This window comes from Promicromonospora sukumoe 327MFSha3.1 (genome assembly GCF_000385135.1).
GTDB lineage: Bacteria > Actinomycetota > Actinomycetes > Actinomycetales > Cellulomonadaceae > Promicromonospora > Promicromonospora sukumoe_B.
Genome location: NZ_ARQM01000010.1, coordinates 1374044 through 1399597 on the forward strand (window position 1 = coordinate 1374044; position 25554 = coordinate 1399597).

Genomic DNA, 25554 nt, shown 5'->3' on the forward strand with positions numbered 1-25554 from the left:
CGCGGTCTGCGGCGCGGGGCAAAGCCCACTCAGCGGGGAGGGTAACGGAGAAGTAGCACTGCTAACTCTTCGTCACCCTCCCCGCTGAGTTGTGCTTGCCGGGGCGGACTGCGCTCAACACGCGGGGCTCGGCTGCGCACCGCAGGGGCCAGCTCCCGCAGGCGCCCCTGTGCGCACCCTCACAGCCGCGCAGGTTGTTCGCCCGGGCATCTGATGCGGAGGATGAGGTCATGCCACCAACGCTCCCCGGGGACACTCCTGCCGCCGACCGGCTCCCCGTGGGACCGCGCACCTGGTGGCCCGTCGCGGCCGTCCTGCTGGCCGTCGCGTGGGGCGGCAACGAGTTCACACCGCTGCTGGTGATGTACCGCGAGCAGGGGCACATCGGCGACGTCATGGTCGACGCGCTCCTGGCGGCCTACGTGTTCGGCATCGTCCCGGCGCTCCTGCTGGGCGGGCCGCTGTCCGACCGGCACGGCCGCCGTCCGCTGCTGCTGCCCGCCGCGCCGATCGGTGCCCTGGGCTCCCTGGTGCTGGCCCTGGACCCGACGAGCCCGCTCGTGCTCGCGATCGGCCGGGTGCTGTGCGGCGTCGCGCTCGGGCTGGCGATGGCGGTGGGCAGCACCTGGATCACCGAGCTCAGCGCCCGCACCGGGAACCGCGCGGCGGGGCCCCGGCGCGGCTCCCTGTCGCTGACCACGGGGTTCCTGGCCGGCGCGGGTGCCGCCGCGATGCTCGCCCAGTTCGGCCCCTGGCCCACGCACCTGGCCTACGTGGTGCACGCGGCGGGCGCCCTGGTCGCGGGCGCCTGGCTGCTGCGCGTGCCCGAGACCAACCCCGGCCGGCAGAAGGCCGAGCGCGGGCCGCTGCGCCACGACCTGCGGTTCGCCGCCGTCGGGCACCGGAGGTTCCTGCGCGTCGTCGTGCCGCTCGCACCCTGGGTGTTCGGCTGCGGCGGCTGCGCCTACGCGGTGCTGCCCGCGCTCCTGTCCGAGCACGCCGGCGACATCCCCATCGCGTTCGCCGGGATGCTCACCGTGCTCTCCCTCGGCTGCGGCATCGCCATGCAGGCCGTGGCCCGGCGGATCGACACTCCGGCGTCGGCCCGCGCGTCGATCGTGGCGCTGAGCATCGTCGCGGCGGGGATGGCGCTCGCGGCCTGGGCGGCGGCGTCGCCCACGCTGCCGCTCGGCGTGCTCGCCGCCGTGGTGCTGGGCACGGGGTACGGGCTCGGCCTCGTGTCCGGGCTGACCGAGGTGGCGCGCATCGCCGGGCCGGGCCAGCTCGCGGGCCTGACCGCCGTCTTCTACTCGCTGACGTACCTCGGGTTCTTCGTGCCGATGGCGCTCTCCTGGTTGCGCGCCACGTGGTCGTACCCGCAGATGTTCGGCTTCGGGGCGGTCGCGGCGCTGCTGTGCCTGGCGGTCGTCGTGTTCTCGTCCCGCACGGCGCTCCCGCTGGCGGGCGGCGGCCGCGGGGGCCGCTAGCCCGGGCTGAGGGTGCCCAGGTAGCGCAGCGTGCCCCTGGTCCCGCTGCAGAAATGACATCGGTCGGTTGCCTTGAGACCGGTCGGTTGTCTGACCGGTCTCAAGGCAACCGACCGAAGTCAGATTTCCTGCGCCAGCCAGCCAGCCAGCCCACCAGCCAGGCCAGGTCGGGCCGAGCGGGTCAGGGGAGCACGAGCTCGTAGGTGCCCCCGTTGTCGCAGTACGACCGGTCGACGGTGAAGCTCAGCACGTCCCGCCCCTGCGTGTCGCTCGTCAGGGTGTAGTCGCCGTCGGCGAACGGGGTCGTCCCCGGGGAGCCGGTCAGTCGTTCGCAGTCCGGTCCGAGGTCGAACGAGTCCGTGATCTCCGCGTAGCGGACCGGGCCGCCCTGATAGACGTGCCAGTAGACGTCGCCGAAGCCGGTGGCCTCCTCGACGAGGATCTGCTCGCCGCCGGGGCGGTCGAGCTCGTCGAGCACGAAGTAGTCCGTGCTCGACGAGATGAGGGCGAACAGGCCGTTCAGCAGCACGCCGCCGCACGCTGCCAGGACTGCCGCGCCCAGGACGATCGCCGCGAGTGTGGCAGTGAGCCACTCGTACCCGACGACGAAGAACCAGAACCCGGCCACGCCCAGCACCGCGCCGCAGAGACAGGCGAACGCCCAGAGGAGGTGGCCGACCACGCCGCCGTCGAGCCCGGCGAGGAGCACGAGGTCGCTCTCCTCGGCCGCGCGCTGGACGCCGAACGCGCCGAGCGAGGCGACGCCGCCGAGCAGCGCGGCCGTCCCGGCGACCCACGCGGCCCGTCGCCGTCCGCGGGGCGCACGCGCCCGCTCGCCCTGCTCCGGCTCGCGCTGCTCCTGCTGCTCGTCCTGCGTGGTCACGCGCGGTAGTACAGCACAGCCTGCGTGCGGGGCCGGTGATGACTTCGGTCGGTTGCCTTGAGACCGGTCAGTCAACTGACCGGTCTCAAGACAACCGACCGAAGTCAGTTCGCCTGCGCGAGACAGTTAGCCAGCTGCCCGAGCCAGCGAACCACTAGCTCGCCGGCTGGAGGGCCTGGACCTGGAGCAGCGAGTCGTCGATGTCGGCGCACGCCGTCAGCTCGAGCTGGTCGTTCTGCACGAACAGCGAGCGCTTCTCGCCGGGCGGGTAGACCCGCAGGCCGTCCGCGGGCGTCTCGCCGCACTCGTCGCCGTAGTTCGCGGCCTGGGCGACGCGCACGAGGGCCTGCGCGGACGCGCCGGGCTCCAGCGTCACCGTCTCGTGCGGGCTCGACCGGTCGAACTCCGCCGCGGCCCCGATCTGCTCGCCGTCACCGTCCCCGACGAACGACACTCCCGGCCAGCCCTGCAGCGTGCAGGTCTCGGGCGCCTCGTTCTTCAGCACGATCCACACCCCGTAGTGCCCGGCGCCCGCGCCGCCTTCGTCCGGCACCAGGCTGCCCGCGAGCTCGGGTGACTCGCACCGTCCGGAGGCCGATCCCGCCTCGCCCGAGTCGTGGGTAGCCGTCTCGGACGGCTCCGAGGACTCCTCCGTGGGCGACCCCGTCGCGCTTGAGTCCGGGCTGGCGGACGTCGTCGTGGTCGCCGACGGCGTGGCGGACGCGCTCTCGTCGCCCCCGGAGCCGGCGGCGTCCGCCGAGCATCCCGCCGTCAGCAGCAGCGCCGCGACCCCCGCGGCACCGCACATGGTCATGATCGCTTCTCGCTTGAACACCTGAGCCTCCCCCTTCGGCTGGGACAACCGGCGGGCCGCGACCACCACTGCGGCCCTCGCCGATCGTGTCATCACCCCGAGCATCTCGCCGAGTTGCCCCGGTCAACAAATCGACGGCGTGTCGGGACCCGGACGGACCGACGTCGGCCGCCGATCTCTCCTAACCTGGTGCGCTGTGTCGAGCGAGAGGACAGGACAGACGATGGCGACGAACCCTGTGTACGGCTCCAACTTCCCCGATCCCGCGGTGCTGGAGGTGGACGGGACCTACTGGGCGTACGCGACCAAGAACCGGGTCGAGGCGATGCCGGTGCTGCGCTCGCCCGACCTCGTGCGCTGGGAGGAGGTGGGCGACGGCATGCCGCAGCTCGCGGCGTGGGTCGAGCCGGGCCTGAACTGGGCGCCCGAGGTCGCGTTCGTGGACGGGCGGTACGTCGCGTACTACACGGCGCACGACCGGGCCACGGACGTGCAGGCCGTCGGAGTGGCCGTCTCGGACACGCCGCACGGCCCGTTCCGGGACGACGCCGAGCGCCCCCTGCTGTGCCAGGACCACGAGGGCGGCTCCATCGACGCCTCCCCGTTCACCGACCACGACGGCTCGCGCTGGCTGCTGTGGAAGAACGACGGCAACCACGTGGGCGTGGACACCTTCATCTACGTGCAGCGGCTGTCCGACGACGGGCTGCGGCTGGAGGGGGAGCCGGAGCGGATCCTCAAGCAGGACCAGGAGTGGGAGGGCACGCTCGTCGAGGGGCCCTACGTCTGGCCGCACGACGGCAGCTACTACCTGTTCTACTCGGGCAACGCGTTCGACTCCGACCGCTACGGCGTGGGCTACGCCGTCGCCGAGAAGGCGACCGGCCCCTACGTGAAGCCGCGCGACACCCCGATCATGGTGTCCAACGACGTCGCGGCCGGGCCGGGGCACGGCATGGTCGTCGAGCGCGACGGGCGCACCTGGTACGTGCACCACGCCTGGCCGCCCGGCGCCGTCAACGTGCCCGGGCCGGGCCGCCAGATGTGGCTCACCGAGCTGGTCTTCGAACCGTCGCAGGTCGGCGGCCCGGACGTGCCGAGGTTCCTCGGCCCGCGCACGGAGCTCGACCTGGCCTGACCCGGGAGGCCGGCTCAGGCCGGGCCGACCGAGCGGGGCGCCGGGTCACACCGGCGCCCCCTCGGGCGCCCCCACCTCGTCCGGCAGCCCCACCGTGAGCTGCGTGAACGACTTGCCGCTCGTGTCCTTGAGCACGATGTACCCCGCGTCGACGTGCGGCTCGATGCCGCTGTGCTTGTCGTTGGGCGCGCCGATGATGAGCTGGAACCCGAGCCCGCGCCAGGCGTTGATCGCGCGCCCGGTGAAGTGCGCGTCGGCCTTGATCAGGGCCTCGTCGAGGAAGACCGGCGCGTACCGGGGGCGCGCCGACCCGGCGTCGCCGAGCTGGTAGCGCAGGGCCGCACCGACGATGAACGCGACGAGCTCCTGGGACTCGCCGCCGGACTTCTCACCGATGTGGTCGTACACGGCGACGTGCGCGCCGTCCTTGGTCAGCTTCTCGGCGCTGATCCGCACGTGGTTGCGCACGTCGATCAGGTCGTGGAACTCCGGTGCGGTGCGGCGCACCCGGTCGACCACCTTGGCCATGCGGGTGTACGCCCGCTGCCGGTCGGTGTCGCTGACGGCGTTCGCGATCGCCTCGCGCACCGCGCGCAGGTCGCTGCGGAACCGGGCCCGCACCGGCGACGACGTGTCGCGCAGCTCGATGTGCAGCCTGTGGTGCTCGTCGGAGAAGTCCAGGCCGTCGAGGATCGTGTTCACCGGGTCGATGCGGTCGCGGATCTCGCGCACTGCCGTCGAGATGTCGCTGTCGAGCTTGGTCAGGTCCGCGCCCGAGAGCCGCAGCAGGCTGTCGCGCCACTCCGACTCCAGCTCGTGCAGCCCGTTCTTCTCCAGGTCCGTCAGGAACCGCTCGTAGTCGTCGTAGGACGTGTCCGGGTCGACGCCGAGGTTCGGGTTGGGCCACCGCTCCTTGAACGTCTCGAACACCTCGTGCAGCGCGGAGCGTCCCCGCCCGACGGCGGCCTGCGCCTCACCCTGGTCCTCCCGCACCCGCGCGGTGGCGCGGTCCAGGGCGGCGTCGAAGCGCTCGACGGCCTGCGCGGGGGAGTCGTCGGCGCTCTGGTCGTCCGCGAACAGCCCGGCCAGGTACGTGCGGTGCCCGACGGCGACCTGCGTGCCGTCGGCCTCGGCGTCGTCGAGCGTGCGCTGTGCGGTGTCGACGGCGTCGGCCGTGCGCTCCCAGGACGACTCCAGATCCGCGGCGCGGCTCTTGGCGACGCCGCTCTCCTCGGTGAGCCGCGTGACGCGGTCCTCCAGCTCACCGAGCTCCTTGCGCAGCCGCCCGATCTCCGGGTTGTCCGAGGTGACCTCGGTGACGATCGCCGTCCAGCGGCCCAGCTCGGACCGCAGGGACCCGATGTCCACCTGCTCCCACGTGAGGTCGGCGATCTTCTCGTACGCACCACGCGTCTTCTCGAACGAGTCGAGGCCCGCCGTCGCCTGCTCCAGCACGGCGCTCGCGGCGGCGTGCGCCTGCTCGGCCTCGGCCACCTCCCGCTCCAGCTCCTGCAGGCGCCGCGCGGCGGAGAACCCGAGGACGTTCCGCACGCCCTGGCCACCGTGGGCGCCGCGGCCGCCGTCGGACGTCTGACCGCTGATCGTGACGGCCTTGCGGTGCAGGGCGAACTGCGCGGGGGAGTCGATGCAGACATAGCCGAAGCGGTCGGCGAGCTCCTGCTTGAGCCAGCCCGTGAACGGCGTCGGCCGGTGGTCCAGGCGCGCGGGCAGGGTGCGGTCCACCACGGCGGCCTCGTCACGGCGGCCGGTGGGCACGCCCCGGAACCGGATGCGGCGCGCGGTCGGCACCGAGTTGATGGCCGTGCGGAACGCCTTGAGGTGCGCCACGTCGATCAGCATCTCGGTGGCGAACCCGCCCAGCGCCAGGTTGAACGCGCCGCGCCACGGCTCGAACTCGGTGCGCACCTCGATCAGCTCGCCCACGAACGGCAGCTCGTCGGTGGACAGGCCCGCGGCCTCGGCCAGGGCCGCGCGGGCGTGGTGCAGGTCGGTCGGGATGTTGTCCTTGCGGGCGCCGACGGTGCGCAGCTCGGCCCGCAGCTCCTCCAGCGCGTCCGAGGCGGCCTGCTCGCCCTGGGCCGCCTCCGTGAAGCGCCGCCGGGCGGCGGCCCGTGCGTCGGCGTCGTTGAGCGCGCGGTGCGCCTGCTCGACGACGGCGTCGAACCCCGCGGCGTCGGACACCTCGCCCCCGACGTCGCTCAGCAGGGCGTCGAACCGGGTGCGGGCCGCCGCGACGGGCTCGATGCGGGCCTCCAGGCGGTCCACCTCGTCCTGCGCCTTCTTCAGGCGGTCGCCGCCGGCGGCGCCCAGCAGGTCCCGTGCCGCGTCGCGTTCCAGCTTGGCCGCCGCGACCCGGACGGTGAGCTCGGTCGCCTCGTCCCGCGCGCGGGCGCGCCGGCGCTGCAGGTCGGTCTCCGAGGCGCGCAGCAGGTCGAGGCGCCGCCCCGCGAGCCAGAGCGCGGCCGGGGCGGTCTGGTCGGTGAACTGCCCGACGGCCTCGATCATCCGCAGCCGCTCGACGGCGTCGTCGATCGCGGTGCGGTGGTCGCGGATGGGCCGCAGCGCCCGGACCTGCTGCTGCGCGGTGACCATGCGGTCGCGGGTCGCGGACAGCTCGTCGAACTGCTGCACGGCGCCGTCGGCCGTCGCGAACGTGGACGGCTCCTCCAGGACCATCGTCTTGTACAGGGCGTCGACCGTGGTGATCTGCTGCCCGGCCTGGATGCGGCCCAGCAGGCCCACGGCCTTGTGCCCGTCGCCGCCCGCGCCGATGCCGAGCGCGGTGTGCAGCCGGGCCGTGTAGTCGCGGTCGGTGTCGAAGCAGGTCAGGCCGGTGCGGGTCACGGCGCGCCGGTCGAACCGGTGCCGTGCCGCCTCCTCCAGGCCGGTCAGGTCGAACGGCCCGTCGCACGTGCCGCGTACCGCGACGACGTTCTCCAGCGTGCGGGCCGACGACGGCACGTACCAGGCGCGCACGGCGGTGAACGTGGCCCCGCCCTGGTCGGCCCAGGTCATGGCGATGGCGGACCAGGTGTCCTCCTTCTCGCCGCGCAGCACGCGCACGCGCGTCTCGCCGTCGACCCGCTTCTCGTCGAGCTTGCCGCGCGCGTAGGACAGGATGTTGCGCTGCTCCTTGCCGCGCGGCTTGCCGGTCACGCCGCCGTTGGACGCCCCGTTGAACGGCGTGGTGTGCGGCATGATCAGCGCGATGTAGGAGTCCATCAGCGTGGACTTGCCCGAGCCCGAGCCGCCGCTGAACAGCGTGGCGCCGGGGGACAGGCGCACCTGGTGGTGCCCGTGGTAGCCGCCCCAGTTGACCAGCTGCAGGGTCTGCGCCACCCACTGCTGCCCGGTCGACGTGGCCGGGACCAGCCCCCACAGCGTCTCGATCATGCTCACGAACGGGTCTCCTTGTTCTCGGCGAGCCAGCGCGTGAGCTCGGCGAGCCGGTTGTTGTCGAGCACGACCTCCACCAGGGGCGTGATGCGGTAGCGGCCCGTCGACTCCTCGTCGATCAGGCCCTCGGCGGCGAGGCGGCCGACGGCGTCCCGGATCTCGCGCTGCGGGCGGACGAGGTTGTTGTCGTCCAGGTCGAAGAACGTCAGCACACCCTGCTCGATGTCCTCCAGGTCGATCCGCGCCGACGTCTCGCCCGAGCTCGCCTCGTGCTGGTAGACGGTGCGCAGGTGCACCAGCACCAGCGTCTCGACCCGGTTGTACGGGTCGTCGCGCAGCAGGATCGGCACGTCCACCTCGCCCGAGCGCACCTGCTGCTTGTAGGCGATCTGCCGGTCGTGGTCCACCACGAGGCGCACGAACAGGTCGTGCAGGCGCGACTCGATGACCGACTGGTGCTCCAGCAGGGTGCGCCACTGCGCGCGGTGCTTCTCCGCCGACAGGAACCGCCGCTGCAGCAGCCGGACCAGGACCCGCCGGACCTCCGGGTCCAGCAGGCCGCGGTCGCCCGCGAACAGCTCGGTCTGGTCGTTCTCCATCGGGGCCGGCTCGATGAACCCCGCCTCGTCGGTCCCGACCTCGTCCGTCACCACCTCGTCCGTGCCCACCCCGTCCGTCACCGTCTCACTCATCCGTCGTCCCGCCCTTGCCCTCGTGCTCGTCCGTCATCGCCACCCCGCCGAACGCGAAGCGCCGGCGGGTCCCGTCGGGCCGCACCGCCTCGACGGTCACCACCTGGCCCGTCTCGACCATCCCGTGCCGGTGCGCGAGCTCCAGCAGCCCGAGCAGGTCGACGGGCCGCCGCAGCCGCTCGGGCGCGGACCGGAACGCCGCGCCGACGTCGACGGTCCCGTCGTCCTCGCGCGGCCGGGAGGTCAGGTGCTGCTCCAGGTCCGCGTAGTGCGGGCCGCCCCAGGCCCGCGAGTCGTCGTCCGGCACCACCCCCATCTCCCACGCCTCCAGCGGCGTCGGGGGAGCGGGCGGCCGCAGGCCGTCGACCTTCTGCCGCAGGTGGGCGACGTCGGCCGCGGGCAGCCGCCGCATCGGCGCGACCGGCTGCTTGTGCCGCGAGGCCGGCATCCACTGCTGGAACCCCGACATCACGTCGCGCAGCAGCCCGTCCACCTCCCGGTCGCGCAGCGGGTCGTGGTTGCGGATCTGCGTGGTGATGACGTGCGAGGCCTGCTGCTGCGCGTGCAGCACCTCCCGCACGCCCTGCTCGATACGGCGTGCGATCTCGTGCAGCTCGCGGCGCTGCGCCGCGGGCAGCTGCCCCGCGAACGGGTGCCCCAGGATCATGCGCAGGTTGGCGGCGAGCTGGTCGATGTGCTCGGCGCGGCCGATCAGCGCGAGCGCCCCGGCGAAGGCGCGCCCCTCGCGCGTGGACTCCATGATGTCCTTGCCGCGCGCCAGGTACTCCCGCAGCACCTCGCCCGTGGGGCGCACGTCCTGCCGCAGGTCGGTGACGACGTCGCGCTGCACCTGCTTGATCGACTCGACCACGCGGGCGAAGTCGGCCGGGAGCTCGCGCGCCAGGTGCAGCACGTTCTCCGCCTCCTCCAGGAGCTGGTCGTCGCTCACCGGTTCGACGGCGCCCGTGCTCTCCAGGCGCCTGATCTCGGCCGTGCGCTCCTTGACCTCGGCGTCCAGGCGCGCGATGCGGGACAGCACGTCGGGGTCGGCGTCCTGCGCGAGCTCCTCCACGGCGTCGAGCAGCGTCCGCACGCGCGACTCGGAGACCCGGGTGCGGACGCCGCCGACCCGGCCCGCGACCTCCAGCGCGCCGACGCCGTGGGCGGAGACCTGGTAGACCTCGACGTCCTCGTGGACGTGGCGCTTGAGCCAGCCGGACCGGACCCAGCCCCGGCAGAGGTCACGCGCGCTGCCGACCGGCAGGGGCGCGTTGCCCTCCTCGCCGTACCCGGCCGACCGCAGGCGGCCGAGCGCCGCGTCGATCTCGGCGTGCGCGTCGGCGACGGGGACCTGGGGGCGCTGCGCGGTGAAGACCAGCGCCAGCATGGTCACGACGAACGGTGCGTAGGTGCCATGGAGCAGGTCCAGCATCGGGTTCTTGAACGCTCGGAGCGCACCTTCGTACGCTCCCTCCACGGTGGCTGTGCTCATCGCCGACCAGGGTACGTGGACAGTCCGACATCGACCCGCACGGCGGCGGGCGACGGGCACAGCGGGTGAGGAATGAGACAGGCGTCCAAGTGGAGCCAACCTAAGGTTAGGCTTACCTCCCGTGACCGCCCCAACCGCCCTCCGTGGCGACGACCTCGTGCTGGGCTACCAGCGCACCACCGTGGTGCACGGCGTCGCCGTCCACCTGCCGCCCGGTGTCGTCACCGCGCTCGTCGGCCCGAACGGGTCCGGCAAGTCGACCGTGCTGCGCTCGCTGGCACGGCTGCACCCGGTGCAGCAGGGCACCGTCAGCCTCGGCGCCACGGCCGACGACGCCGTCGACGTCGCCCCGCTGTCCGCGAAGGACTTCGCCCGCCGCGTCACGCTGCTGGCCCAGTCCCGCCCGCACCCGGCCGGCCTGGAGGTGCGCGACGTCGTCGCGTTCGGCCGGCACCCGCACCGCCGCCGCTTCGCCCCGCTGACCGACGCCGACCACGCCGCGATCGACCGCGCGATGGACATCACCGGAGTCGCCGCCATGGCCCGCCGCGGCGTCGACCAGCTCTCCGGCGGCGAGGTGCAGCGCGTCTGGCTGGCCACCTGCCTGGCGCAGGAGACCGGCGTGGTGCTGCTGGACGAGCCCACCAACCACCTCGACCTGCGCTACCAGGTCGAGACGCTCGACCTGGTGCGCGACCTCGCCGAGGAGCACGGCACCGCCGTCGGCATCGTGCTGCACGACCTGGACCACGCCGCCTCGGTGGCCGACGCCGTCGTCCTGCTGCACCAGGGGCGCGTGCTCGCGGCCGGGCCGCCCGCGCAGGTGCTCACCGGCGAGCACCTCTCGCTCGCCTACGGCCTGCCGATCGACGTGAGCACCGACCCCGGCACCGGCCGGGTGCGCGTGCACCCGCGCGGCCGCCACCACGGCCGGACCCGCTGAGCCGCGCCCGGCCCGGCGCGCACCACCCACAGACCCCAGACCCGCAGGACGCCGACGGCGCCCGCACCACCCGCCGCACCCGGCACTGCCCGACACGACGTGTCACGAATCGAGGAGTCCCATGTCCCTGCGCACCCTGACCCTGCGCGAGAAGGCGCCCCTGGCCGCCGCCGCCCTGGTCCTGCCGCTGCTGCTCAGCGCCTGCGGCACCACCGACCCCGGCGCCGCCGCGACCCAGGGGCCGACCGAGGCCGCCTCGGGCGACTGCGCCGACGTCACGACGTCGACCGAGCCCGTCACGGTGACCGACTCGTTCGACCGCACGGTCGAGCTCGACAAGCCCGCCGAGCGGGTCGCCGTCCTGGAGTGGCAGCAGGTCGAGGACGTGCTCAGCCTGTGCGTGGACCCGGTGGCCGTCGCCGACGTCAAGGGCTACGCCACCTGGAACGACGCCGAGGAGCTGCCCGAGGGCGTGGCCGACGTCGGCACGCGCGGCGAGCCCAACCTCGACGCCCTGTACGCGACCGACCCCGACCTCGTGATCATCGAGGCGTACACGCCCGACGACGAGATCATCGCCAAGCTCGAGGCGTACGACGTGCCGGTGCTGGCCACCAAGGGCGCCGACGCCGCCGACCCGATCGGCACCATGCTCAACACGTTCGACATCATCGCGCAGGCCACCGGCCGCACCGAGCGCGCCGAGGTCGTCACCGACGAGTTCGAGGCGCACCTGGCCGACGCCAAGGCGCAGGTCGCCGAGGCGGCCCCGGAGAGCACCGACTTCGTGTACTTCGACGGCTGGGTCGACGGCGGCAACGTGTCCATCCGCCCGTTCGGCCAGGGCTCGCTCGTCGGCGAGCTCGGCGAGGAGCTCGGCCTGACCAACGCCTGGACCGGCGAGGTCGACCCCGCCTACGGCCTGGGCCAGTCCGACATCGAGGGCATGACCGACGTCGGCGACGCCACCCTGCTGTGGACGGGCACCAAGGAGGGCGAGGACGACTGGACCGCCGAGCTGACCAAGAACGACGTCTGGGCGGGCCTGCCCGCCGTCACCGAGGACCGCGCGCACGCGTTCCCCGAGCACACCTGGACGTTCGGCGGCCCCCGCTCCTCCGAGAAGATCGTCGACGCCTACGTCGACGTCTTCACGAACTGACGCCATGACCGCCACGCAGTCGCCGTCCACGACGGACACCCTGCCCCAGGCCCCCGCGTCGCGTCCCGTCACCTGGGTGACGGGCGGCGCCGCGCTGGTCGGGCTCGCGCTGGCCGTGCTCGTCGTCGGTGCCTGGCACCTGACGCAGGGCACGTCCGGCGTCGGGGTGGGCGACCTGCTGCGCCTGCTCACCGGGCAGGACGCCGGCGACTCGTCGGCGGTCCGCGACATCCTCGTCGGCTCACGCCTGCCGCGCCTCGCGGCGGGCGTGGCCGTCGGGTTCGCGCTCGGCGTCGCCGGCGCGCTCTTCCAGTCCATCGCCCGCAACGCCCTGGCCTCGCCCGACACGCTCGCCGTGACCGCGGGCTCCTACCTGGCGGTCGTCGCCGTGGCCGCGTTCGGCCTCGCCGTGCCCCTGTGGGCCTCGGGCGCCGTCGCGTTCGCCGGCGGCCTCGCCGCCGCCGGGCTCGTGCTCGGCCTCGCGGGCGGCGCCGGGTCGTCGTCCACCCGCCTGGTCCTGGCCGGGTCAGCCGTCGCGCTCGCGCTGCAGGCCGCGGCCTCCGCGCTGCTCATCCTGTTCCAGACCGAGACCACCGGCCTGTTCGCCTGGGGCAGCGGCTCGCTGAGCCAGCTCAACCTCACGGCCTTCTGGCGTGCCCTGCCCGTCGTCGTGCTCGCCACCCTCGGCGGCCTGCTCGTCTCCCGGCGACTGGACGTGCTCGGCCTCGGCGACGACACCGCCGGGGCGCTCGGCGTGCCCGTCCGCTCCACGCGCGCCATCGGCGTGCTGCTCGCGGTGCTGCTCACCGCCGCCGCCGTCACCCTGGCCGGACCCCTCGGGTTCGTCGGCCTCGCCGCCCCCGTCGTCGCCCGGCTCCTGGCCCGCGTGGTCCCCGCCCTGCACCGGCACGCCATCCTGCTGCCCGCCGCCGGCCTGCTCGGCGCGTTCGTCGTCGTGCTCGCCGACGCCGTCGTCCGCGCCCTGCTCGGCGCCGAGGAGGCGCTCGCCGTCCCCACCGGCGTGGCGACCACACTTGCCGGCGCGCTGATCATGGTGATCCTCGCGCGCCGCCTGCGCGACGCCGGACCCTCCCGCCGCCCGCCCGCCGCCGCGGCCGGGCCGCGCAGCACCCGCCGCTTCGTCGTCGTGCTGACCGTATGCGTCGCCCTCGCCCTCGGCGTGGTGCTGCTCGGCATGCTCGCCGGGTCCACCTGGCTCCGCACCGGCGACATCGCCCTCTGGCTGGGCGACCAGGGCCCCGCCGTCGTCCGGTTCGCGCTCGACGAGCGCGCGCCCCGCGTGCTGGCCGCCGTCGTCGCCGGGGCCGCGCTGGCCCTCGCCGGCACCATGGTCCAGGCCACCGCCCGCAACCCGCTGGCCGAACCCGCCATCCTCGGCATCACCGGGGGAGCGGGCCTCGGCGCCGTCGTCGTGGTCACCGCCGTGGCCGGCACCGCCTGGGGCAACGGCGTCGCCGCCAGCAACGGCGCCATGCTCGTCGCCGCCGTCATCGGCGGCCTGCTCGCCTTCGCCGCCGTCTACCTCCTGGCCTGGCGCGGCGGCCTGCACGCCGACCGGCTCGTGCTCATCGGCATCGGCCTCGGCTACCTCACCACCGCGCTGACCACCTTTCTGCTGCTGCGCTCCGACCCCTGGAACACGCCGCGCATCTACACCTGGCTCTCGGGCACCACCTACGGGCGCAGCCTCGAACAGGTGCTGCCCGTGGTCGTGGTGCTGGCGCTCGCGGTGCCGCTCGCCGTGATCGTGCGGCGCGAGCTCGACCTGCTCGCGCTCGACGACGACACGCCCCGCCTCGTGGGCGTCCGGCTGGAGCGCAGCCGCCTGGTGGTGCTCGCCGTGGCGGCCGTGCTCGCGGCCACGAGCGTGACCGCCGTCGGCGTCGTGGGGTTCGTGGGGCTGGTCGCGCCGCACGCCGCCCGCGCCCTGGTGGGCGGGCGGCACGCGCGGGTGCTGCCGGTGGCGATGCTGCTCGGCGCGGTGCTGCTCGGCCTGGCGGACACGCTGGGCCGGACCGTCATCGCGCCCGCGCAGCTGCCCGCCGGGCTCGCGGTCGCACTCCTCGGGGCGCCGTACTTCGTCTGGCTGCTCTCCCGCTCGCGGGCGTGACCCCGCCCCGGCTCAGCGCCGGTGCGCGGTGAACAGCAGGTACTCCCAGCCCATCGCGCCGTCGGCGTTCTGGAACCGGTTGGTCAGGTCCAGCAGCGCGTCGTCGAGCTGGGCGGTGCGCGCCGCGTCGTCGGCGATGTTCCGGTAGACCGCGATGGTGGGGCCGTAGACCGCCTTGAAGAAGTCGCGGAACTCCGTGGCCGTCGCGAACCGGGTGACGGGCAGCGAGCGCACCTCGGCGCGCACGTCCGTGATGCGGTCGCCGAGCAGGTCGCGGACGTGTCCCTCGTCGCCCCACAGCGGGGCGGGCTGGGCGCCCGGCGGCGGGGCGGGGGCGTACGGCCGCATGGCGGCGAACATCTGGCCGATGAACCCGTCCGGCGTCCAGGCGACCAGCCCGATGGTCCCGGCGTGCCGGACCACCCGGACCAGCTCGTCGGCGGCGGTCCGGTGGAACGGCGCGAACATGACGCCGAGGCAGGACAGCACGGTGTCGAACGAGCCGTCGTCGTAGGGCAGGGCATGGGCGTCGCCCTCGGCCCACGTGAGCTCGACGCCGCGGGCCGCGGCGATCTCGCGCCCGGCCTCGAACAGCTCGGGCGTCAGGTCGGACGCGATGACGCTGCCGCCCGCGAGCGCGGCGGGGATGGCGGCGTTGCCGGAGCCGGCCCCGATGTCGAGCACCCGGTCGCCGGGGTGCACCCCGGCGGCCTCGACCAGGATCGGGCCGAGCGCGGGGACCACCTCGGCGGCGACGGCCGGGTAGTCGCCGAGGGCCCAGAGGGCGCGGTGCTTGGTACGGACGGCGGCCAGGACCTCGGGCGGGACCTCGGGCGGGATCCCGGGCCGGACGTCGGCGGTGTCGCTCATGGGGCTGCTCCTCGGCTCGGTGCCCCCGTGCTCCCAGTCAACGCCCGGTCCGGTGCCCGTACCACCACAGGGGCGAACCTCACCCGGCATCGTGGCAGATCGCGACAACCGAGTCAGAGGCTGACAAGTGGTGCTAGTGTCGTTCGCATGGATCTTGGGCTGCACTACTACACGTTCACCCACCCGGAGTGGGAGACCACCCTGGCCGATCGCCTCACCGAGACCGCGCAGATCGCCGACGAGGGCGGCGTCAACCTCCTGACGGTCATGGACCACTGGTTCCAGATGCTCAATGCCGGCGGGCCGTACGAGCCGATGCTCGAGGGCTACACCTCGCTCGGCTACCTCGCCGGCGTGACGAGGAACGTCCGCCTCAGCCTGCTGGTCACGGGCGTCACCTACCGGCACCCGGGCCTGCTGGCCAAGACGGTGTCCACGCTGGACGTGCTCTCGCGCGGGCGCGCGCTGCTGGGCATCGGGGCCGCCTGGTACGACCGCGAGCACGCCGGGCTGGGCGTGCCGTTCCCGTCCACGGCGGAGCGGTTCGAGCGCCTGGAGGAGACGCTGCAGATCTGCCGGCAGATGTGGTCCCAGGACGACGGCGCCTTCGACGGCAAGCACTACCGGCTCGCCGAGACGATCAACCTGCCGCAGCCGCCGCGCGGCACCGTGCCGGTCATGATCGGCGGGGGCGGCGAGCGCAAGACGCTGCGGCTCGTGGCCGAGTACGGGCAGGCGTGCAACCTGTTCGGCGCGGCCGGTGACGAGGCGCTGGGCGTGGTGCGGCACAAGCTCGACGTGCTGCGCGAGCACTGCGACAGGCTCGGCACCGACTACGACGCCATCGAGAAGACGATGCTCTACCAGGGCGACCCCACGGGCGACGTCGACGCGTTCCTCGCCGACATGGAGCGCTACCGGGCGCTCGGGATCAGCCTGGTGAGCCTCATGCCGACGGCGTACGAGAACCCCGTCCCGTGGGCGACCGCCCTGGTCGAGAAGGTCGTGCCCCGGCTGAGCGAGGTCTGACCGGTCGGGGGCGCGCGGCGCCCGGGCGTCCCGCTCAGGCGCCGGGCTGCTCCTCGGGTGGGGGCGTGTCGGTGACGACCAGGGCGCGCAGGATGGTCTCGGCCACGTCGCGCAGCGTGACGTTGCGGTTCCTGGCGGCGGACTCGATGATCCGTCTCGCCTCGCTCTCGCTGGTGTCGTTGGAGTGCATGACGGCCCCGACCGCGCGTTCGACGGCGGCGGTGTCGGAGAGCTGGCGGTAGAGGCCCGCGGTGGCGTCCTCGAGCTCGGCCAGCTCCAGGTTCAGGGCGACCACGGACGCGGCGAGCTGCGCGTAGCCGTCGGCCGCGGTGAGGAGCTCGTTGTTCCAGGGGTCCGGCGCGCGGGAGTACAGGTTCAGCGCGACGGCGACGTCCTTGTTGACGAAGGCGGGGACCGCGAGCGCGGACACGAAGCCCTCGTGCAGGGTCTGGGCCCGCCAGGCGTCCCAGCCCGCCGAGTCGGCGACGACCGGCACGACCTGGACCGTTCCCAGGTGGATGGAGTCGATGCAGGGTCCGGTCTCGGCCCGGGCCTCGGCCTGGTCGCACCGGGCGGCGGCGGCGGTGCTGCTGCCCGCCGCGACCGACACCCCGTGCTCCTGGAAGATGATGCTGGCCTCGAGCCCGGAGCCGAGCACCGCGGCGGCCCGGCGGGCGAGCTCGAAGGGCGTCGTCGAAATTCTCATCGTCTCGGTCCCGTCTCTGGTGGACCGTGCCGCCGCCCGACGGTCGCGGGTGCCGGCCTGGCCGACCGTGGCCGGGGCGTTCGCGCGACCACGAGACCACCGTACGCGGCCCGGGGTCGCGGCGCGCGAAGGCGGTCCCCGGGCCGGTCAGGGCACGACGGCGATGTCGCCGGCGGACAGCGCGAGCAGCACCACGCACACCACGGCGACGCCCATGCTCAGGCCGAACGGCGCGCGGCTGTGCGGCCGGACGACCGACACGACGCCGGCGGCGACGGCCAGGACGACCGCGACGGCGCCGCCGGCCCAGGCCGCGGGGGCGGGGGGACCGGCGGGTCCCGCGACGACGACGCCGACCGCGACCGTCAGGAGCGCGGGCGCCAGCACACCGGACGCGCGGCGGCCGAGCCGGTGGGGCAGGCCGCGCACGCCGGTCGCGGCGTCGTCCTCCAGGTCGGGCAGGGTGTTGGCGACGTGCGCGCCCGTGCCCAGCAGCGCGGCCGCCACGACCGCCCACGCGGCCGGGACGCGCGGGCCGGGCGCGGCGAGCACGACGAAGACCGCGAGCAGCCCGAACGACAGCGCGTAGGGCAGCCAGGACCAGGCGGTCGACTTGAGCCGGGCGTTGTACGCCCACGCCCCGGCCACCGCCACCAGGTGGGCGGCCCCGGCCACGACGCCGACCGCGAGCGAGGCGACGACGCAGACGGCGAGGGCCGTGAACGCGGCGCCGCGCAGCAGGCGCGCGCTGACGAGCCCCGCCACCACGGGCTTGTCGGCGCGGTGCACGGCCAGGTCGCGGGGCGCGTCGATCCAGTCGTTGGACCAGCCGACGGAGAGCTGGCCGGTGCCGACGGCCACCGTGACCAGCGTGACGACGGCCGCGCCCGAGCCGAGGGCCGCGGAGAGCGCGCAGGCCAGGGCGGTCACGACGAGGGCCGGGGCGGCGTGGCTCGCGAGCACGAGGCCGCGGGTCAGGCGGCGTGCGTCGGAGCCGGTCGTCATGGGCGGCACGCTAGTCCTGCCGCGTCCTCCCCGCGCGGGTGGGCGCGTCGTGGGTCACGATGCTGAGATGTCGCGTGTCGTGTCGGTCGAGGCTGTCCTGCCTCGAAACGTGTACGCCCAGGAGACGATCACCGCGGCCGTGGCGCCCCTGGTGGCGCCGGACCCGGCACGGGCCGCGGTGCTGCGCCGGCTGCACCGCGGTGCCGGGGTCGACGAGCGGCACCTGGTGCTGCCGCTGGACGAGTACGCGGGCCTGGGGACGATGGGCGCGACCAACGCGGTCTTCGTCCGGGAGGGCACGCTGCTGGCCGAGGAGGCGTGCCGGCGGGCGCTGGACGCCGCCGGGGTCGAGCCGGGGCAGGTGGACCACGTGTTCGCGACGTCGGTGACGGGGGTGGCGGCGCCGTCGCTCGACGTGCTGCTGTCCGAGCGGCTCGGCCTGCGCGGGGACGTGCGGCGCACGCCGTCGTTCGGCCTGGGCTGTGCGGGGGGCGCCGGCGGGCTCGCACGGGTGCACGACCACCTGCTCGGCCACCCGGGCGACGTGTCGCTGCTGGTCGCGGTCGAGCTGTGCTCGCTGACCCTGCAGCACGGCGACGACTCGGCGGCGAACATGGTCGCGTCCGGGCTGTTCGGGGACGGCGCGGCGGCCGCCGTCGTCGCCGGCTCCGACCACCCGCTGGCGCGGGCGGGCGCGGTGGGCCCGCGGCGCACCGCGCGGGTGGTGGACACGCGATCGGCGCTGTACCCGGGCACCACGGACGCCCTGGGCTGGGAGGTGCGGGACACGGGCTTCGCCATCGTGCTCTCCGCAGACCTGCCGGACCTGCTGGGCGCGCACCTGCTCGCCGACGTGAAGGGCCTGCTCGCCGAGCACGGCCTGACGCCGGCGGACGTACCCACCTGGGTGGTGCACGCGGGCGGGCCGCGCGTGATCGACGCCGTGCGTGACGCCCTCGGGCTCGCCGAGGACGACGTCCGGGAGAGTCGGGCGAGCCTCGCGGCCGCGGGCAACCTGTCGTCCGTGTCCGTGCTCGACGTGCTGGCCCGGACCCTCGACGGCTCCACCAGCCCGGCGGGCGCGCCGGCGGTGCTCATGGCGTTCGGCCCGGGCGTCTCGTGCGAGCTGGTGCTGCTGCACCTGGAGGGAAGCTGACGTGCTCGGGTTCTACATCGCCCTCGTGGCCGCCACCGGGGTCGAGCGCCTCGCCGAGCTGGTGGTCTCCGCCCGGAACGCCCGGTGGTCGTTCGAACGGGGCGGCGTCGAGTCCGGCCGAGGGCACTTCCCGGCGATGGTGGCCCTGCACACCGGCCTGCTGGTGGCGTGCGTCGCCGAGGCGGTGCTCGCCGAGCGGCCGTTCCTGCCCTGGCTCGGCTGGCCCATGCTCGCGCTCGTGCTCGCGAGCCAGGCCCTGCGCTGGTGGTGCGTGGCGACGCTCGGGCACCGGTGGAACACCCGCATCATCGTCGTACCGGGGCTGCCCCTGGTCTCCGGCGGCCCCTACCGGTGGATGCGCCACCCCAACTACGTGGCGGTGGTCGTCGAGGGCGTCGCGCTGCCGCTGGTGCACTCCTGCTGGGTGACGGCGCTCGTGTTCACCGTGCTGAACGCGGTGCTGCTGGCCCGGTTCCGCATCCCGGCCGAGGAGCGCGCGCTCCACGAGGCCGTGCCCGGGACCCGGTGAGCGAGATGGGCGGGCGCGCCACGGACGCCGACGTCCTGGTCGTGGGCGCCGGACCGGTCGGCCTGGCCGCGGCGACCCACGCGCGGGCGGCCGGGCTCGACGTGCTGGTCGTGGACCGGCGGGCCGGCACCCTCGACAAGGCCTGCGGCGAGGGCCTGCTCCCGGGAGCGCTGCGGGCCGTGCGGGAGCTCGGCGCCGACCCTCCGGGCCACCCGCTGACGGGCATCAGCTACCGGGCGCCCGGCCGGAACGCCGACCACAGGTTCGCGGCCGGGCCCGGCCGTGGCGTGCGGCGCACCACGCTGCACGCCGCGCTGCGGGCACGCGCCGCCGACGTCGGCGCCGGATTCGTCCACGCCCGGGTCACGGCCCTGCGGCAGGGCGCCGCGGGCGTCGAGGTCGAGCTGGCGGATGCCGGCGACCGGCACCCCGGCACGCTGCGGGCGCGCTGGGTGCTCGGGTGCGACGGCCTGCACTCCACGGTCCGCCGGCTGGCGGGGCTCGACGTGCGCCCCGGGTGGGGCGGCGACCGTCCGTCGCGGAGGCGGTACGGCCTGCGGCGGCACTTCCGGGTCGCGCCGTGGACCGACCTCGTCGAGGTGCACTGGTCGCCGCACGCCGAGGCCTACGTGACGCCGGTCGCCCCCGACGTCGTCGGCGTGGCCCTGCTCGCCCCGCGGGCGGTGTCCGCGGCGGGCTTCGACACGCTGCTGCGTTCGCAGTTCCCCGAGCTCGCCGCCCGGCTGGGGGCCGCGGAAGCCGGGCCGCTGCTCGGTGCCGGTCCGCTGCGGCGCCGGTCGGTGCGCCGCACGGCTGGCCAGGTGCGCCTCGTCGGCGACGCGTCGGGCTACGTCGACGCGCTCACGGGGGAGGGCGTGCGGGTGGGCCTCGCCCAGGCCGCCGCCGTCGTCCGGCACCTGGACGACGCCGCCGCGTACGAGCGTGCGTGGCGCACGGCGACGCGCGACTACCGCGCGCTCACCACGGGGCTCGTGGCCTGGGCGTCGAGCCCGGCGCGCGGCGCCATCGTGCCTGCTGCGGCGCGGCTGCCGCGGCTCTACGGCGCGGTCGTGGAGCGCCTGGCCCGCTGACCCCCGACGGCTGGTGAGGCACCCCGGTGTCAGACTGGTGTCAACTCGTGGCGCCAAACCACTTGCGGTGACACCAGCATGGTGTCATGCTGGTGCCATGGACCTGAACCGATACGCAGACGAACTGCAGCGCCAGCTCGCCACGGCCGCTGCCGCCGGCGGTGACGACGCCCGCGAGCTCGCCGCGCGGCTGACCGCACCGCTCGACGCCGCCGCGCGCCTCGTCCTGCTCAACGCCCTCTCCGACGCCGCGGGGGAGATCTCCGCCGAGCTCGCCCCGGGCTCGGTGGACGTCCGCCTGCGCGGCGGCTCCCCGGAGTTCGTCGTCACCGTCCCCGCCGCCCCCGCGCCCGCCGCGGAACCGGCCGCCGCCGCGTCCGCCCAGGCCCCCGCGCCGGCGCCCGCCCCGGCGGACGGCGAGGCGGGCGCCACCACCCGGACCACCCTGCGCCTGCCCGACCACCTCAAGACGCAGGCCGAGGTCGCCGCCGCGCGCGACGGCGTCTCCGTCAACACCTGGCTGGTGCGGGCGGTGGCCGCCGCGATCGAGCGGCCCGCCGGTCGGCCCGCCGCGCCGCCCGGCACCGAGCAGCGCGTCAACAGCCGCGTGACCGGGTGGGTGCGCTGACCGCTCGCCGCGGCACCACCCGTCGGGACACGTGACACCACACCGACACCACAGTCATCATCCTTCGCGCCGTACCCACAGTCCTGGAGCCTTGCCATGCCCACTTTCCCCGCCCCCCACCCCGTCCCCGTCGTCGTCGACGTGCCGTTCGGCAACCTGCACGTGGTCGCCGCCGAGCGCGACGATGTCGTCGTCACCGTCCTGCCCACCGACAAGAAGTCCGGCAGCGTGCGCGCCGCCGAGGAGATCCGCGTCGAGCGCGACGGCGACGCGGTCGCCATCACCTACCCGAACTCGTGGAAGCAGTACGTGCTGCCGTTCGCGGCCGGCACCGCCGACATCACCGTCGAGGTGCCCACCGGCTCCGAGCTGCGCGGCAAGAGCGGCTCGCTGTACGCCGAGGGCGCCCTCGCGTCCGTCGACATGACGCTGTCGTCCGGGAACGTCACGCTGGACGACGTCGACCGGGTCAACCTCAAGGTCTCCGCCGGCGCCGTCTCCGTGCGCCGCACCACGGGCCCCGGCGAGATCAAGGTGAGCGCCGGCTCCGTGCGTGTCGACGAGGTCAGGGGCGACATGACGATCCGTGCGAGCAACGGCACCACCACCGTCGGCTCCGTCACCGGCACCCTCCAGGTGCAGGGCGCGCACGCGGACATCGCCGTTAGCCGGCTGCGCGGCACCCTCACCGTCAAGTCCGCGCACGCGGGCATCCGCGTCAACAACCTGGAGTCCGGCAGCGCCACGCTCACCAACTCCTACGGCTCGATCGAGGTGGGCGTGCCCGAGGGGGTGGCCGCCTACCTCGACGTCGCCTCCGAGCACGGCAGCGTCCGCAACCACCTGACCCCCACCGAGGGCCCGGTCGAGAACGAGTCGACCGCCGAGGTCCACGCCAGCACCGGCTACGGCGACATCATCGTCCGCCGCCCGTGACCCAGATTCCAGAGCAGCAGACCCAGCACCAGACCCCAGAGAAGGAGAGCTGGACATGACCACCGAACAGGCCCCCGCCATCCGCGTGCAGGGCATCAGCAAGTCGTTCAAGGACCTGCACGTGCTGCGCGGCGTCGACTTCGACGTGACGCCCGGCACCATCTTCGCCCTGCTCGGCTCCAACGGCGCCGGCAAGACCACGCTCGTGCGGATCCTCTCCACGCTGCTCAAGGCCGACGCGGGCACCGCGACGGTGCACGGCTTCGACGTCGCCGCCAAGGCGGGCGACGTCCGCGAGTCGATCAGCCTGACCGGGCAGTTCGCCGCCGTCGACGAGATCCTCACGGGCCGGGAGAACCTCGTGCTCGTGGCGAGGCTGCGGCACCTGCCCGACCCGGGCGCCGTCGCCGACGACCTGCTGGCGCGGTTCTCGCTGACCGACGCGGGCGGCCGCCGGGCCGGCACCTACTCGGGCGGCATGCGGCGCCGGCTGGACATCGCGATGAGCCTGATCGGCAACCCGCCGATCATCTTCCTCGACGAGCCCACCACCGGCCTGGACCCGCAGGCCCGCATCGAGGTCTGGCAGACCGTCAAGCAGCTCGCGCAGGGCGGCACCACGGTGCTGCTCACCACGCAGTACCTCGACGAGGCCGAGCAGCTCGCCGACCGGATCGCGATCCTGCACAAGGGCACCATCATCCAGAACGGCACCCTGGCCGAGCTCAAGGCGCTGCTGCCGCCCGCCAAGGTCGAGTACGTGGAGAAGCAGCCCTCCCTCGAGGACGTCTTCCTCACCCTGGTCGGCGAGCCCGACCCGGCCGAGCCCCAGACCACCGAGACCAGCGCCGCCGCCGCGGCAGGAAAGGAATCACGATGACCTCCCACGTGCTGAGCGACACCGGTGTGCTCACCGGCCGCTCGCTGCGCCACATCCTGCGCAGCCCCGACACCATCATCACCACGGCCGTCACCCCGATCGCGCTGATGCTGCTGTTCGTCTACGTGCTCGGCGGCGCGATCAACACCGGCACCGGCGAGTCGTACGTCAACTACATGCTGCCGGGCATCCTGCTGATCACCATCGCGTCCGGCATCGCCTACACGGCCTACCGGCTGTTCCTGGACATGCAGGGCGGCATCTTCGAGCGCTTCCAGTCCATGCCGATCGCCCGGTCGAGCGTGCTGTGGGGGCACGTGCTCACGTCGCTCGTGGCCAACCTGATCTCGGTCGCGATCGTCATCGGCGTGGCGCTCCTGATGGGCTTCCGCACCGGGGCGTCGCTGCTGGACTGGCTCGCCGTGGCCGGCATCCTGGTCCTGTTCACGCTCGCCCTGACCTGGCTCGCCGTGATCGCCGGACTCTCCGCCAAGACGGTCGACGGCGCCAGCGCCTTCAGCTACCCGCTGATCTTCCTGCCGTTCATCAGCTCGGCGTTCGTGCCCACCTCGACGATGCCCGGCCCGGTCGCCTGGTTCGCGGAGAACCAGCCCGTGACCTCGATCGTCAACACCATCCGGGCACTGTTCGCCCAGCAGCCCGTCGGCACCGACATCTGGGTGGCGCTGGCCTGGCTGGTCGGCGTCCTCGTGATCGCCTACGTGTTCGCGATCGCGAGCTACCGCCGCAAGGTGAGCTGACCCGCCGCAGCACGACGCCCCGCCGTCCGCCCCCCCAGGGGGTGGACGGCGGGGCTCTGTGCGGTGCGTCAGTGCCGCGGCTCCCAGCGGAACATCCGCAGGGCGAGCGCGACGGCCACGACGACCCAGGCGAGCGTGGGGGCGAGCAGGACCAGCGAGTCGCCCAGGGGCACCCCGCCGTTCCAGGCGTTGACGATCAGCTCGGTGGCCGCTCCGCCGGGCAGCAGCCGCTTGAGCAGCGTGAGGTCCTGGGTGCCGGTGATCCCGACCCAGCTCGTCACCGCGACGACGCCCAGGGTCAGGGGCAGCGAGGTGACCTGGGCGTGCTCCGGGGAGTTGGTGATCCCGGCCGTGGCCAGTCCCAGGGCGAGCATCATCACGAACGTCGCGACGACGCCGAGCACCAGGAGCGGGATGTCGGCGGGCCCGTCGCTGAGCCCGGCGAACACGCCGAGGATCACGGCGACCTGGACCATGGAGATGGCGCTGATCGGCAGCACCAGGCCGGTCAGGATGGACGCGTCGCTCGCCGCGGTGGAGCGCAGCCGCTTGAGGAAGAGGTCCTGGCGCCGCGCGGCCAGCGTGGTCACCGTGGTCGCGTAGAGGCTGAACGCCGCGATGGTGAAGACGATCACCGCCCCGATGTAGCCCAGGCTGCCGATCTGCCCGAACGTCTCGCGGAACCGGATGAAGAAGGCGGCTACCGCCACGGGCATGATGAGGCTGGTGATCAGCACCGCCCGGTTGCGGAGGATCTGGGTCAGCTCGCTGCGTGCGATGGAGAGCATGGCGGGTGGTTTCCGTTTCTCGTCGTGTCGGGGCTCAGGCGGGGACGGGCTCGGCGTCGATCGCGCGGAACACGTCGTCGAGCCGGGTGGGCGCGGCCGACAGGCCGAGCAGCTCGACCTCGTGCGCGTGGGCCCAGTCGAGGAGCTGCTTGAGGTCGGACTGCAGCTCGAACGTCTCGATGAGGTACGACCCGTCGGGCCCCGGCCCCGCCTGTACCAGCGGCGCGGGCGCCCCCGGCCGCAGCGAGAACTGGATGGCCGCCGGCAGGGTGCGGGTCAGCTCGGCGACCGTGCCCTCGTGGCGGAACGTGCCGCGGTGCATCAGGCCGATGCGGTCGGCGCGCTGCTGCGCCTCCTCCAGGTAGTGGGTGGTCAGCACGACGGTCGAGCCGTCGTGGCGCAGCTGCTCGACGGCCTCCCACAGCGCGTCGCGGGACTGGATGTCCAGCCCGGTCGTGGGCTCGTCCAGGAAGATCAGCTCGGGCCGCCCGTACACGGCCGTCGCGAAGTCCAGCCGCCGCTTCTCGCCGCCCGAGAGCTGGGAGACGCGGGTGTCGGCCTTGGCGGTCAGGTCGACGACGCCCAGCACCCGCCGCTCCGAGTCGGTGCGACCGCTCAGCCTGCCGATCAGCCGGACCGACTCGGCGACGGTGAGGTCGGGGGAGAAGCCGCTCTCCTGGAGCATGATCCCCATGCGGGGCCGCACCGCGCGGCGGTCGCCCGGGCTCTTGCCGAGCACGCGCACCGTGCCCGACGACGCCTTGCGGTGCCCTTCGACGACCTCCAGGGTCGAGGTCTTGCCCGCGCCGTTGGTGCCCAGCAGCGCGTACAGCTCGCCCTGCTCCACCTGGAACGAGAGGTCCTTGACGGCGTGGAAGTCACCGTAGGTGACGTTCAGCCGGTCGATGTCGATGGCGGGGGTTGTCGTCATGCCCCCAAGCACACCCGCTGCGGCCCGCCGCGAACAGTGTGCTGGCGTCAGGTCCCGGGCGTGACATCCGTGGGCCGAACGTGTG

Annotated in this window: 23 protein-coding genes; 13 read left to right on the forward strand and 10 right to left on the reverse strand. The window is 74.1% G+C overall.

Going from position 1 to position 25554, the window contains the following annotated elements:
* Positions 1-230 precede the first annotated feature (230 nt).
* Positions 231-1487 (forward strand): MFS transporter, encoded by a 1257-nt coding sequence (locus H291_RS0109850; protein WP_051109405.1) that lies wholly within the window; start codon positions 231-233, stop codon positions 1485-1487.
* Positions 1488-1668: 181 nt separating this feature from the next.
* Here the strand turns inward: H291_RS0109850 and H291_RS0109855 are convergent, their stop codons facing one another.
* Positions 1669-2370, reverse strand: a complete 702-nt coding sequence (locus H291_RS0109855; RefSeq protein WP_020014826.1) for a hypothetical protein — start codon at positions 2368-2370, stop codon at positions 1669-1671.
* 154 nt (positions 2371-2524) lie between these two features.
* A complete protein-coding gene (locus H291_RS29405) occupies positions 2525-3205 on the reverse strand; it encodes a DUF4232 domain-containing protein (RefSeq protein ID WP_157236798.1) in 681 nt (226 codons plus the stop codon).
* A 202-nt stretch (positions 3206-3407) separates the two neighbouring features.
* Here H291_RS29405 and H291_RS29410 point away from each other — a divergent pair, with 202 nt between their 5' ends.
* Positions 3408-4322, forward strand: coding sequence for a glycoside hydrolase family 43 protein (locus tag H291_RS29410; RefSeq protein WP_020014828.1), 915 nt, complete (start codon positions 3408-3410; stop codon positions 4320-4322).
* Between the two features lie 45 nt (positions 4323-4367).
* Here H291_RS29410 and H291_RS0109870 read toward each other — a convergent pair whose 3' ends face one another.
* From H291_RS0109870 to H291_RS0109880, 3 genes are read right to left on the reverse strand one after another with little or no spacing between them, the layout of a single operon-like run.
* A complete protein-coding gene (locus H291_RS0109870; RefSeq protein WP_020014829.1) occupies positions 4368-7742 on the reverse strand; it encodes an ATP-binding protein in 3375 nt (1124 codons plus the stop codon).
* Entirely contained in the window at positions 7739-8431 is a 693-nt protein-coding gene (locus H291_RS0109875) for a DUF4194 domain-containing protein (RefSeq protein ID WP_084467888.1), read from the reverse strand. The genes H291_RS0109870 and H291_RS0109875 overlap by 4 nt, the downstream gene beginning before the upstream one ends.
* Positions 8424-9923, reverse strand: coding sequence for a DUF3375 domain-containing protein (locus H291_RS0109880; RefSeq protein ID WP_020014831.1), 1500 nt, complete (start codon positions 9921-9923; stop codon positions 8424-8426). Before H291_RS0109880 ends, H291_RS0109875 begins: the two co-directional genes overlap by 8 nt.
* Before the next feature lie 121 nt (positions 9924-10044).
* On the opposite strand from H291_RS0109880, the gene H291_RS0109885 reads away from it, so the two are divergent.
* The 3 genes from H291_RS0109885 (at position 10045) to H291_RS0109895 (ending at position 14159) form a co-directional block, all read left to right on the forward strand.
* A complete protein-coding gene (locus H291_RS0109885; RefSeq protein WP_020014832.1) occupies positions 10045-10866 on the forward strand; it encodes an ABC transporter ATP-binding protein in 822 nt (273 codons plus the stop codon).
* Between the two features lie 121 nt (positions 10867-10987).
* Positions 10988-12028 carry an iron-siderophore ABC transporter substrate-binding protein gene (locus H291_RS0109890; RefSeq protein ID WP_020014833.1) on the forward strand — a complete coding sequence of 347 codons (1041 nt, stop codon included), beginning with the start codon at positions 10988-10990 and terminating at the stop codon, positions 12026-12028.
* 4 nt (positions 12029-12032) lie between these two features.
* Entirely contained in the window at positions 12033-14159 is a 2127-nt protein-coding gene (locus H291_RS0109895) for an iron ABC transporter permease (protein WP_020014834.1), read from the forward strand.
* A gap of 12 nt (positions 14160-14171) precedes the next feature.
* On the opposite strand, the gene H291_RS0109900 is transcribed toward H291_RS0109895, so the two are convergent.
* The gene (locus H291_RS0109900; RefSeq protein ID WP_020014835.1) at positions 14172-15029 is read right to left on the reverse strand and encodes a class I SAM-dependent methyltransferase; all 858 of its coding nucleotides are present in this window, start codon (positions 15027-15029) and stop codon (positions 14172-14174) included.
* Between the two features lie 147 nt (positions 15030-15176).
* On the opposite strand from H291_RS0109900, the gene H291_RS0109905 reads away from it, so the two are divergent.
* Positions 15177-16058: an LLM class F420-dependent oxidoreductase gene (locus H291_RS0109905; RefSeq protein ID WP_020014836.1), complete on the forward strand. Its 882-nt coding sequence runs from the start codon at positions 15177-15179 to the stop codon at positions 16056-16058.
* Between the two features lie 34 nt (positions 16059-16092).
* Here the strand turns inward: H291_RS0109905 and H291_RS0109910 are convergent, their stop codons facing one another.
* Positions 16093-16764 (reverse strand): GAF and ANTAR domain-containing protein, encoded by a 672-nt coding sequence (locus H291_RS0109910; RefSeq protein WP_157236799.1) that lies wholly within the window; start codon positions 16762-16764, stop codon positions 16093-16095.
* A 147-nt stretch (positions 16765-16911) separates the two neighbouring features.
* Positions 16912-17769 (reverse strand): UbiA family prenyltransferase, encoded by an 858-nt coding sequence (locus H291_RS0109915; RefSeq protein WP_020014838.1) that lies wholly within the window; start codon positions 17767-17769, stop codon positions 16912-16914.
* Between the two features lie 67 nt (positions 17770-17836).
* On the opposite strand from H291_RS0109915, the gene H291_RS0109920 reads away from it, so the two are divergent.
* The 7 genes from H291_RS0109920 to H291_RS0109950 all read left to right on the forward strand — a co-directional run bounded on the left by H291_RS0109920 (position 17837) and on the right by H291_RS0109950 (position 23750).
* Positions 17837-18925 carry a type III polyketide synthase gene (locus H291_RS0109920; RefSeq protein ID WP_020014839.1) on the forward strand — a complete coding sequence of 363 codons (1089 nt, stop codon included), beginning with the start codon at positions 17837-17839 and terminating at the stop codon, positions 18923-18925.
* Position 18926: 1 nt separating this feature from the next.
* Positions 18927-19454, forward strand: coding sequence for an isoprenylcysteine carboxyl methyltransferase family protein (locus H291_RS0109925; protein WP_020014840.1), 528 nt, complete (start codon positions 18927-18929; stop codon positions 19452-19454).
* The gene (locus H291_RS0109930; RefSeq protein ID WP_020014841.1) at positions 19451-20545 is read left to right on the forward strand and encodes an NAD(P)/FAD-dependent oxidoreductase; all 1095 of its coding nucleotides are present in this window, start codon (positions 19451-19453) and stop codon (positions 20543-20545) included. The genes H291_RS0109925 and H291_RS0109930 overlap by 4 nt, the downstream gene beginning before the upstream one ends.
* Before the next feature lie 97 nt (positions 20546-20642).
* The gene (locus tag H291_RS0109935; protein WP_020014842.1) at positions 20643-21173 is read left to right on the forward strand and encodes a hypothetical protein; all 531 of its coding nucleotides are present in this window, start codon (positions 20643-20645) and stop codon (positions 21171-21173) included.
* A gap of 96 nt (positions 21174-21269) precedes the next feature.
* On the forward strand, positions 21270-22109 hold the full coding sequence (locus H291_RS0109940) for a DUF4097 family beta strand repeat-containing protein (protein WP_020014843.1): 840 nt from the start codon (positions 21270-21272) through the stop codon (positions 22107-22109).
* Between the two features lie 55 nt (positions 22110-22164).
* Positions 22165-22989 carry an ABC transporter ATP-binding protein gene (locus H291_RS0109945; RefSeq protein ID WP_020014844.1) on the forward strand — a complete coding sequence of 275 codons (825 nt, stop codon included), beginning with the start codon at positions 22165-22167 and terminating at the stop codon, positions 22987-22989.
* The gene (locus H291_RS0109950) at positions 22986-23750 is read left to right on the forward strand and encodes an ABC transporter permease (protein WP_020014845.1); all 765 of its coding nucleotides are present in this window, start codon (positions 22986-22988) and stop codon (positions 23748-23750) included. The genes H291_RS0109945 and H291_RS0109950 overlap by 4 nt, the downstream gene beginning before the upstream one ends.
* Positions 23751-23818: 68 nt before the next feature.
* On the opposite strand, the gene H291_RS0109955 is transcribed toward H291_RS0109950, so the two are convergent.
* A complete protein-coding gene (locus H291_RS0109955) occupies positions 23819-24538 on the reverse strand; it encodes an ABC transporter permease (RefSeq protein ID WP_020014846.1) in 720 nt (239 codons plus the stop codon).
* A 34-nt stretch (positions 24539-24572) separates the two neighbouring features.
* A complete protein-coding gene (locus H291_RS0109960; RefSeq protein WP_020014847.1) occupies positions 24573-25469 on the reverse strand; it encodes an ABC transporter ATP-binding protein in 897 nt (298 codons plus the stop codon).
* Positions 25470-25554: the final 85 nt, after the last annotated feature.

Coding starts and splice junctions, on each gene's coding strand:
- H291_RS0109850 (WP_051109405.1), top strand. CDS start 231: ATGCCACCAACGCTCCCCGGGGACACTCCTGCCGCCGACCGGCTCCCC.
- H291_RS0109900 (WP_020014835.1), bottom strand. CDS start 15,029: ATGAGCGACACCGCCGACGTCCGGCCCGGGATCCCGCCCGAGGTCCCG.
- H291_RS0109955 (WP_020014846.1), bottom strand. CDS start 24,538: ATGCTCTCCATCGCACGCAGCGAGCTGACCCAGATCCTCCGCAACCGG.
- H291_RS0109915 (WP_020014838.1), bottom strand. CDS start 17,769: ATGACGACCGGCTCCGACGCACGCCGCCTGACCCGCGGCCTCGTGCTC.
- H291_RS0109960 (WP_020014847.1), bottom strand. CDS start 25,469: ATGACGACAACCCCCGCCATCGACATCGACCGGCTGAACGTCACCTAC.
- H291_RS0109920 (WP_020014839.1), top strand. CDS start 17,837: ATGTCGCGTGTCGTGTCGGTCGAGGCTGTCCTGCCTCGAAACGTGTAC.
- H291_RS0109945 (WP_020014844.1), top strand. CDS start 22,165: ATGACCACCGAACAGGCCCCCGCCATCCGCGTGCAGGGCATCAGCAAG.
- H291_RS0109950 (WP_020014845.1), top strand. CDS start 22,986: ATGACCTCCCACGTGCTGAGCGACACCGGTGTGCTCACCGGCCGCTCG.
- H291_RS29410 (WP_020014828.1), top strand. CDS start 3,408: ATGGCGACGAACCCTGTGTACGGCTCCAACTTCCCCGATCCCGCGGTG.
- H291_RS0109910 (WP_157236799.1), bottom strand. CDS start 16,764: ATGAGAATTTCGACGACGCCCTTCGAGCTCGCCCGCCGGGCCGCCGCG.
- H291_RS0109905 (WP_020014836.1), top strand. CDS start 15,177: ATGGATCTTGGGCTGCACTACTACACGTTCACCCACCCGGAGTGGGAG.
- H291_RS0109890 (WP_020014833.1), top strand. CDS start 10,988: ATGTCCCTGCGCACCCTGACCCTGCGCGAGAAGGCGCCCCTGGCCGCC.
- H291_RS0109935 (WP_020014842.1), top strand. CDS start 20,643: ATGGACCTGAACCGATACGCAGACGAACTGCAGCGCCAGCTCGCCACG.
- H291_RS0109895 (WP_020014834.1), top strand. CDS start 12,033: ATGACCGCCACGCAGTCGCCGTCCACGACGGACACCCTGCCCCAGGCC.
- H291_RS0109940 (WP_020014843.1), top strand. CDS start 21,270: ATGCCCACTTTCCCCGCCCCCCACCCCGTCCCCGTCGTCGTCGACGTG.
- H291_RS0109880 (WP_020014831.1), bottom strand. CDS start 9,923: ATGAGCACAGCCACCGTGGAGGGAGCGTACGAAGGTGCGCTCCGAGCG.
- H291_RS0109875 (WP_084467888.1), bottom strand. CDS start 8,431: ATGAGTGAGACGGTGACGGACGGGGTGGGCACGGACGAGGTGGTGACG.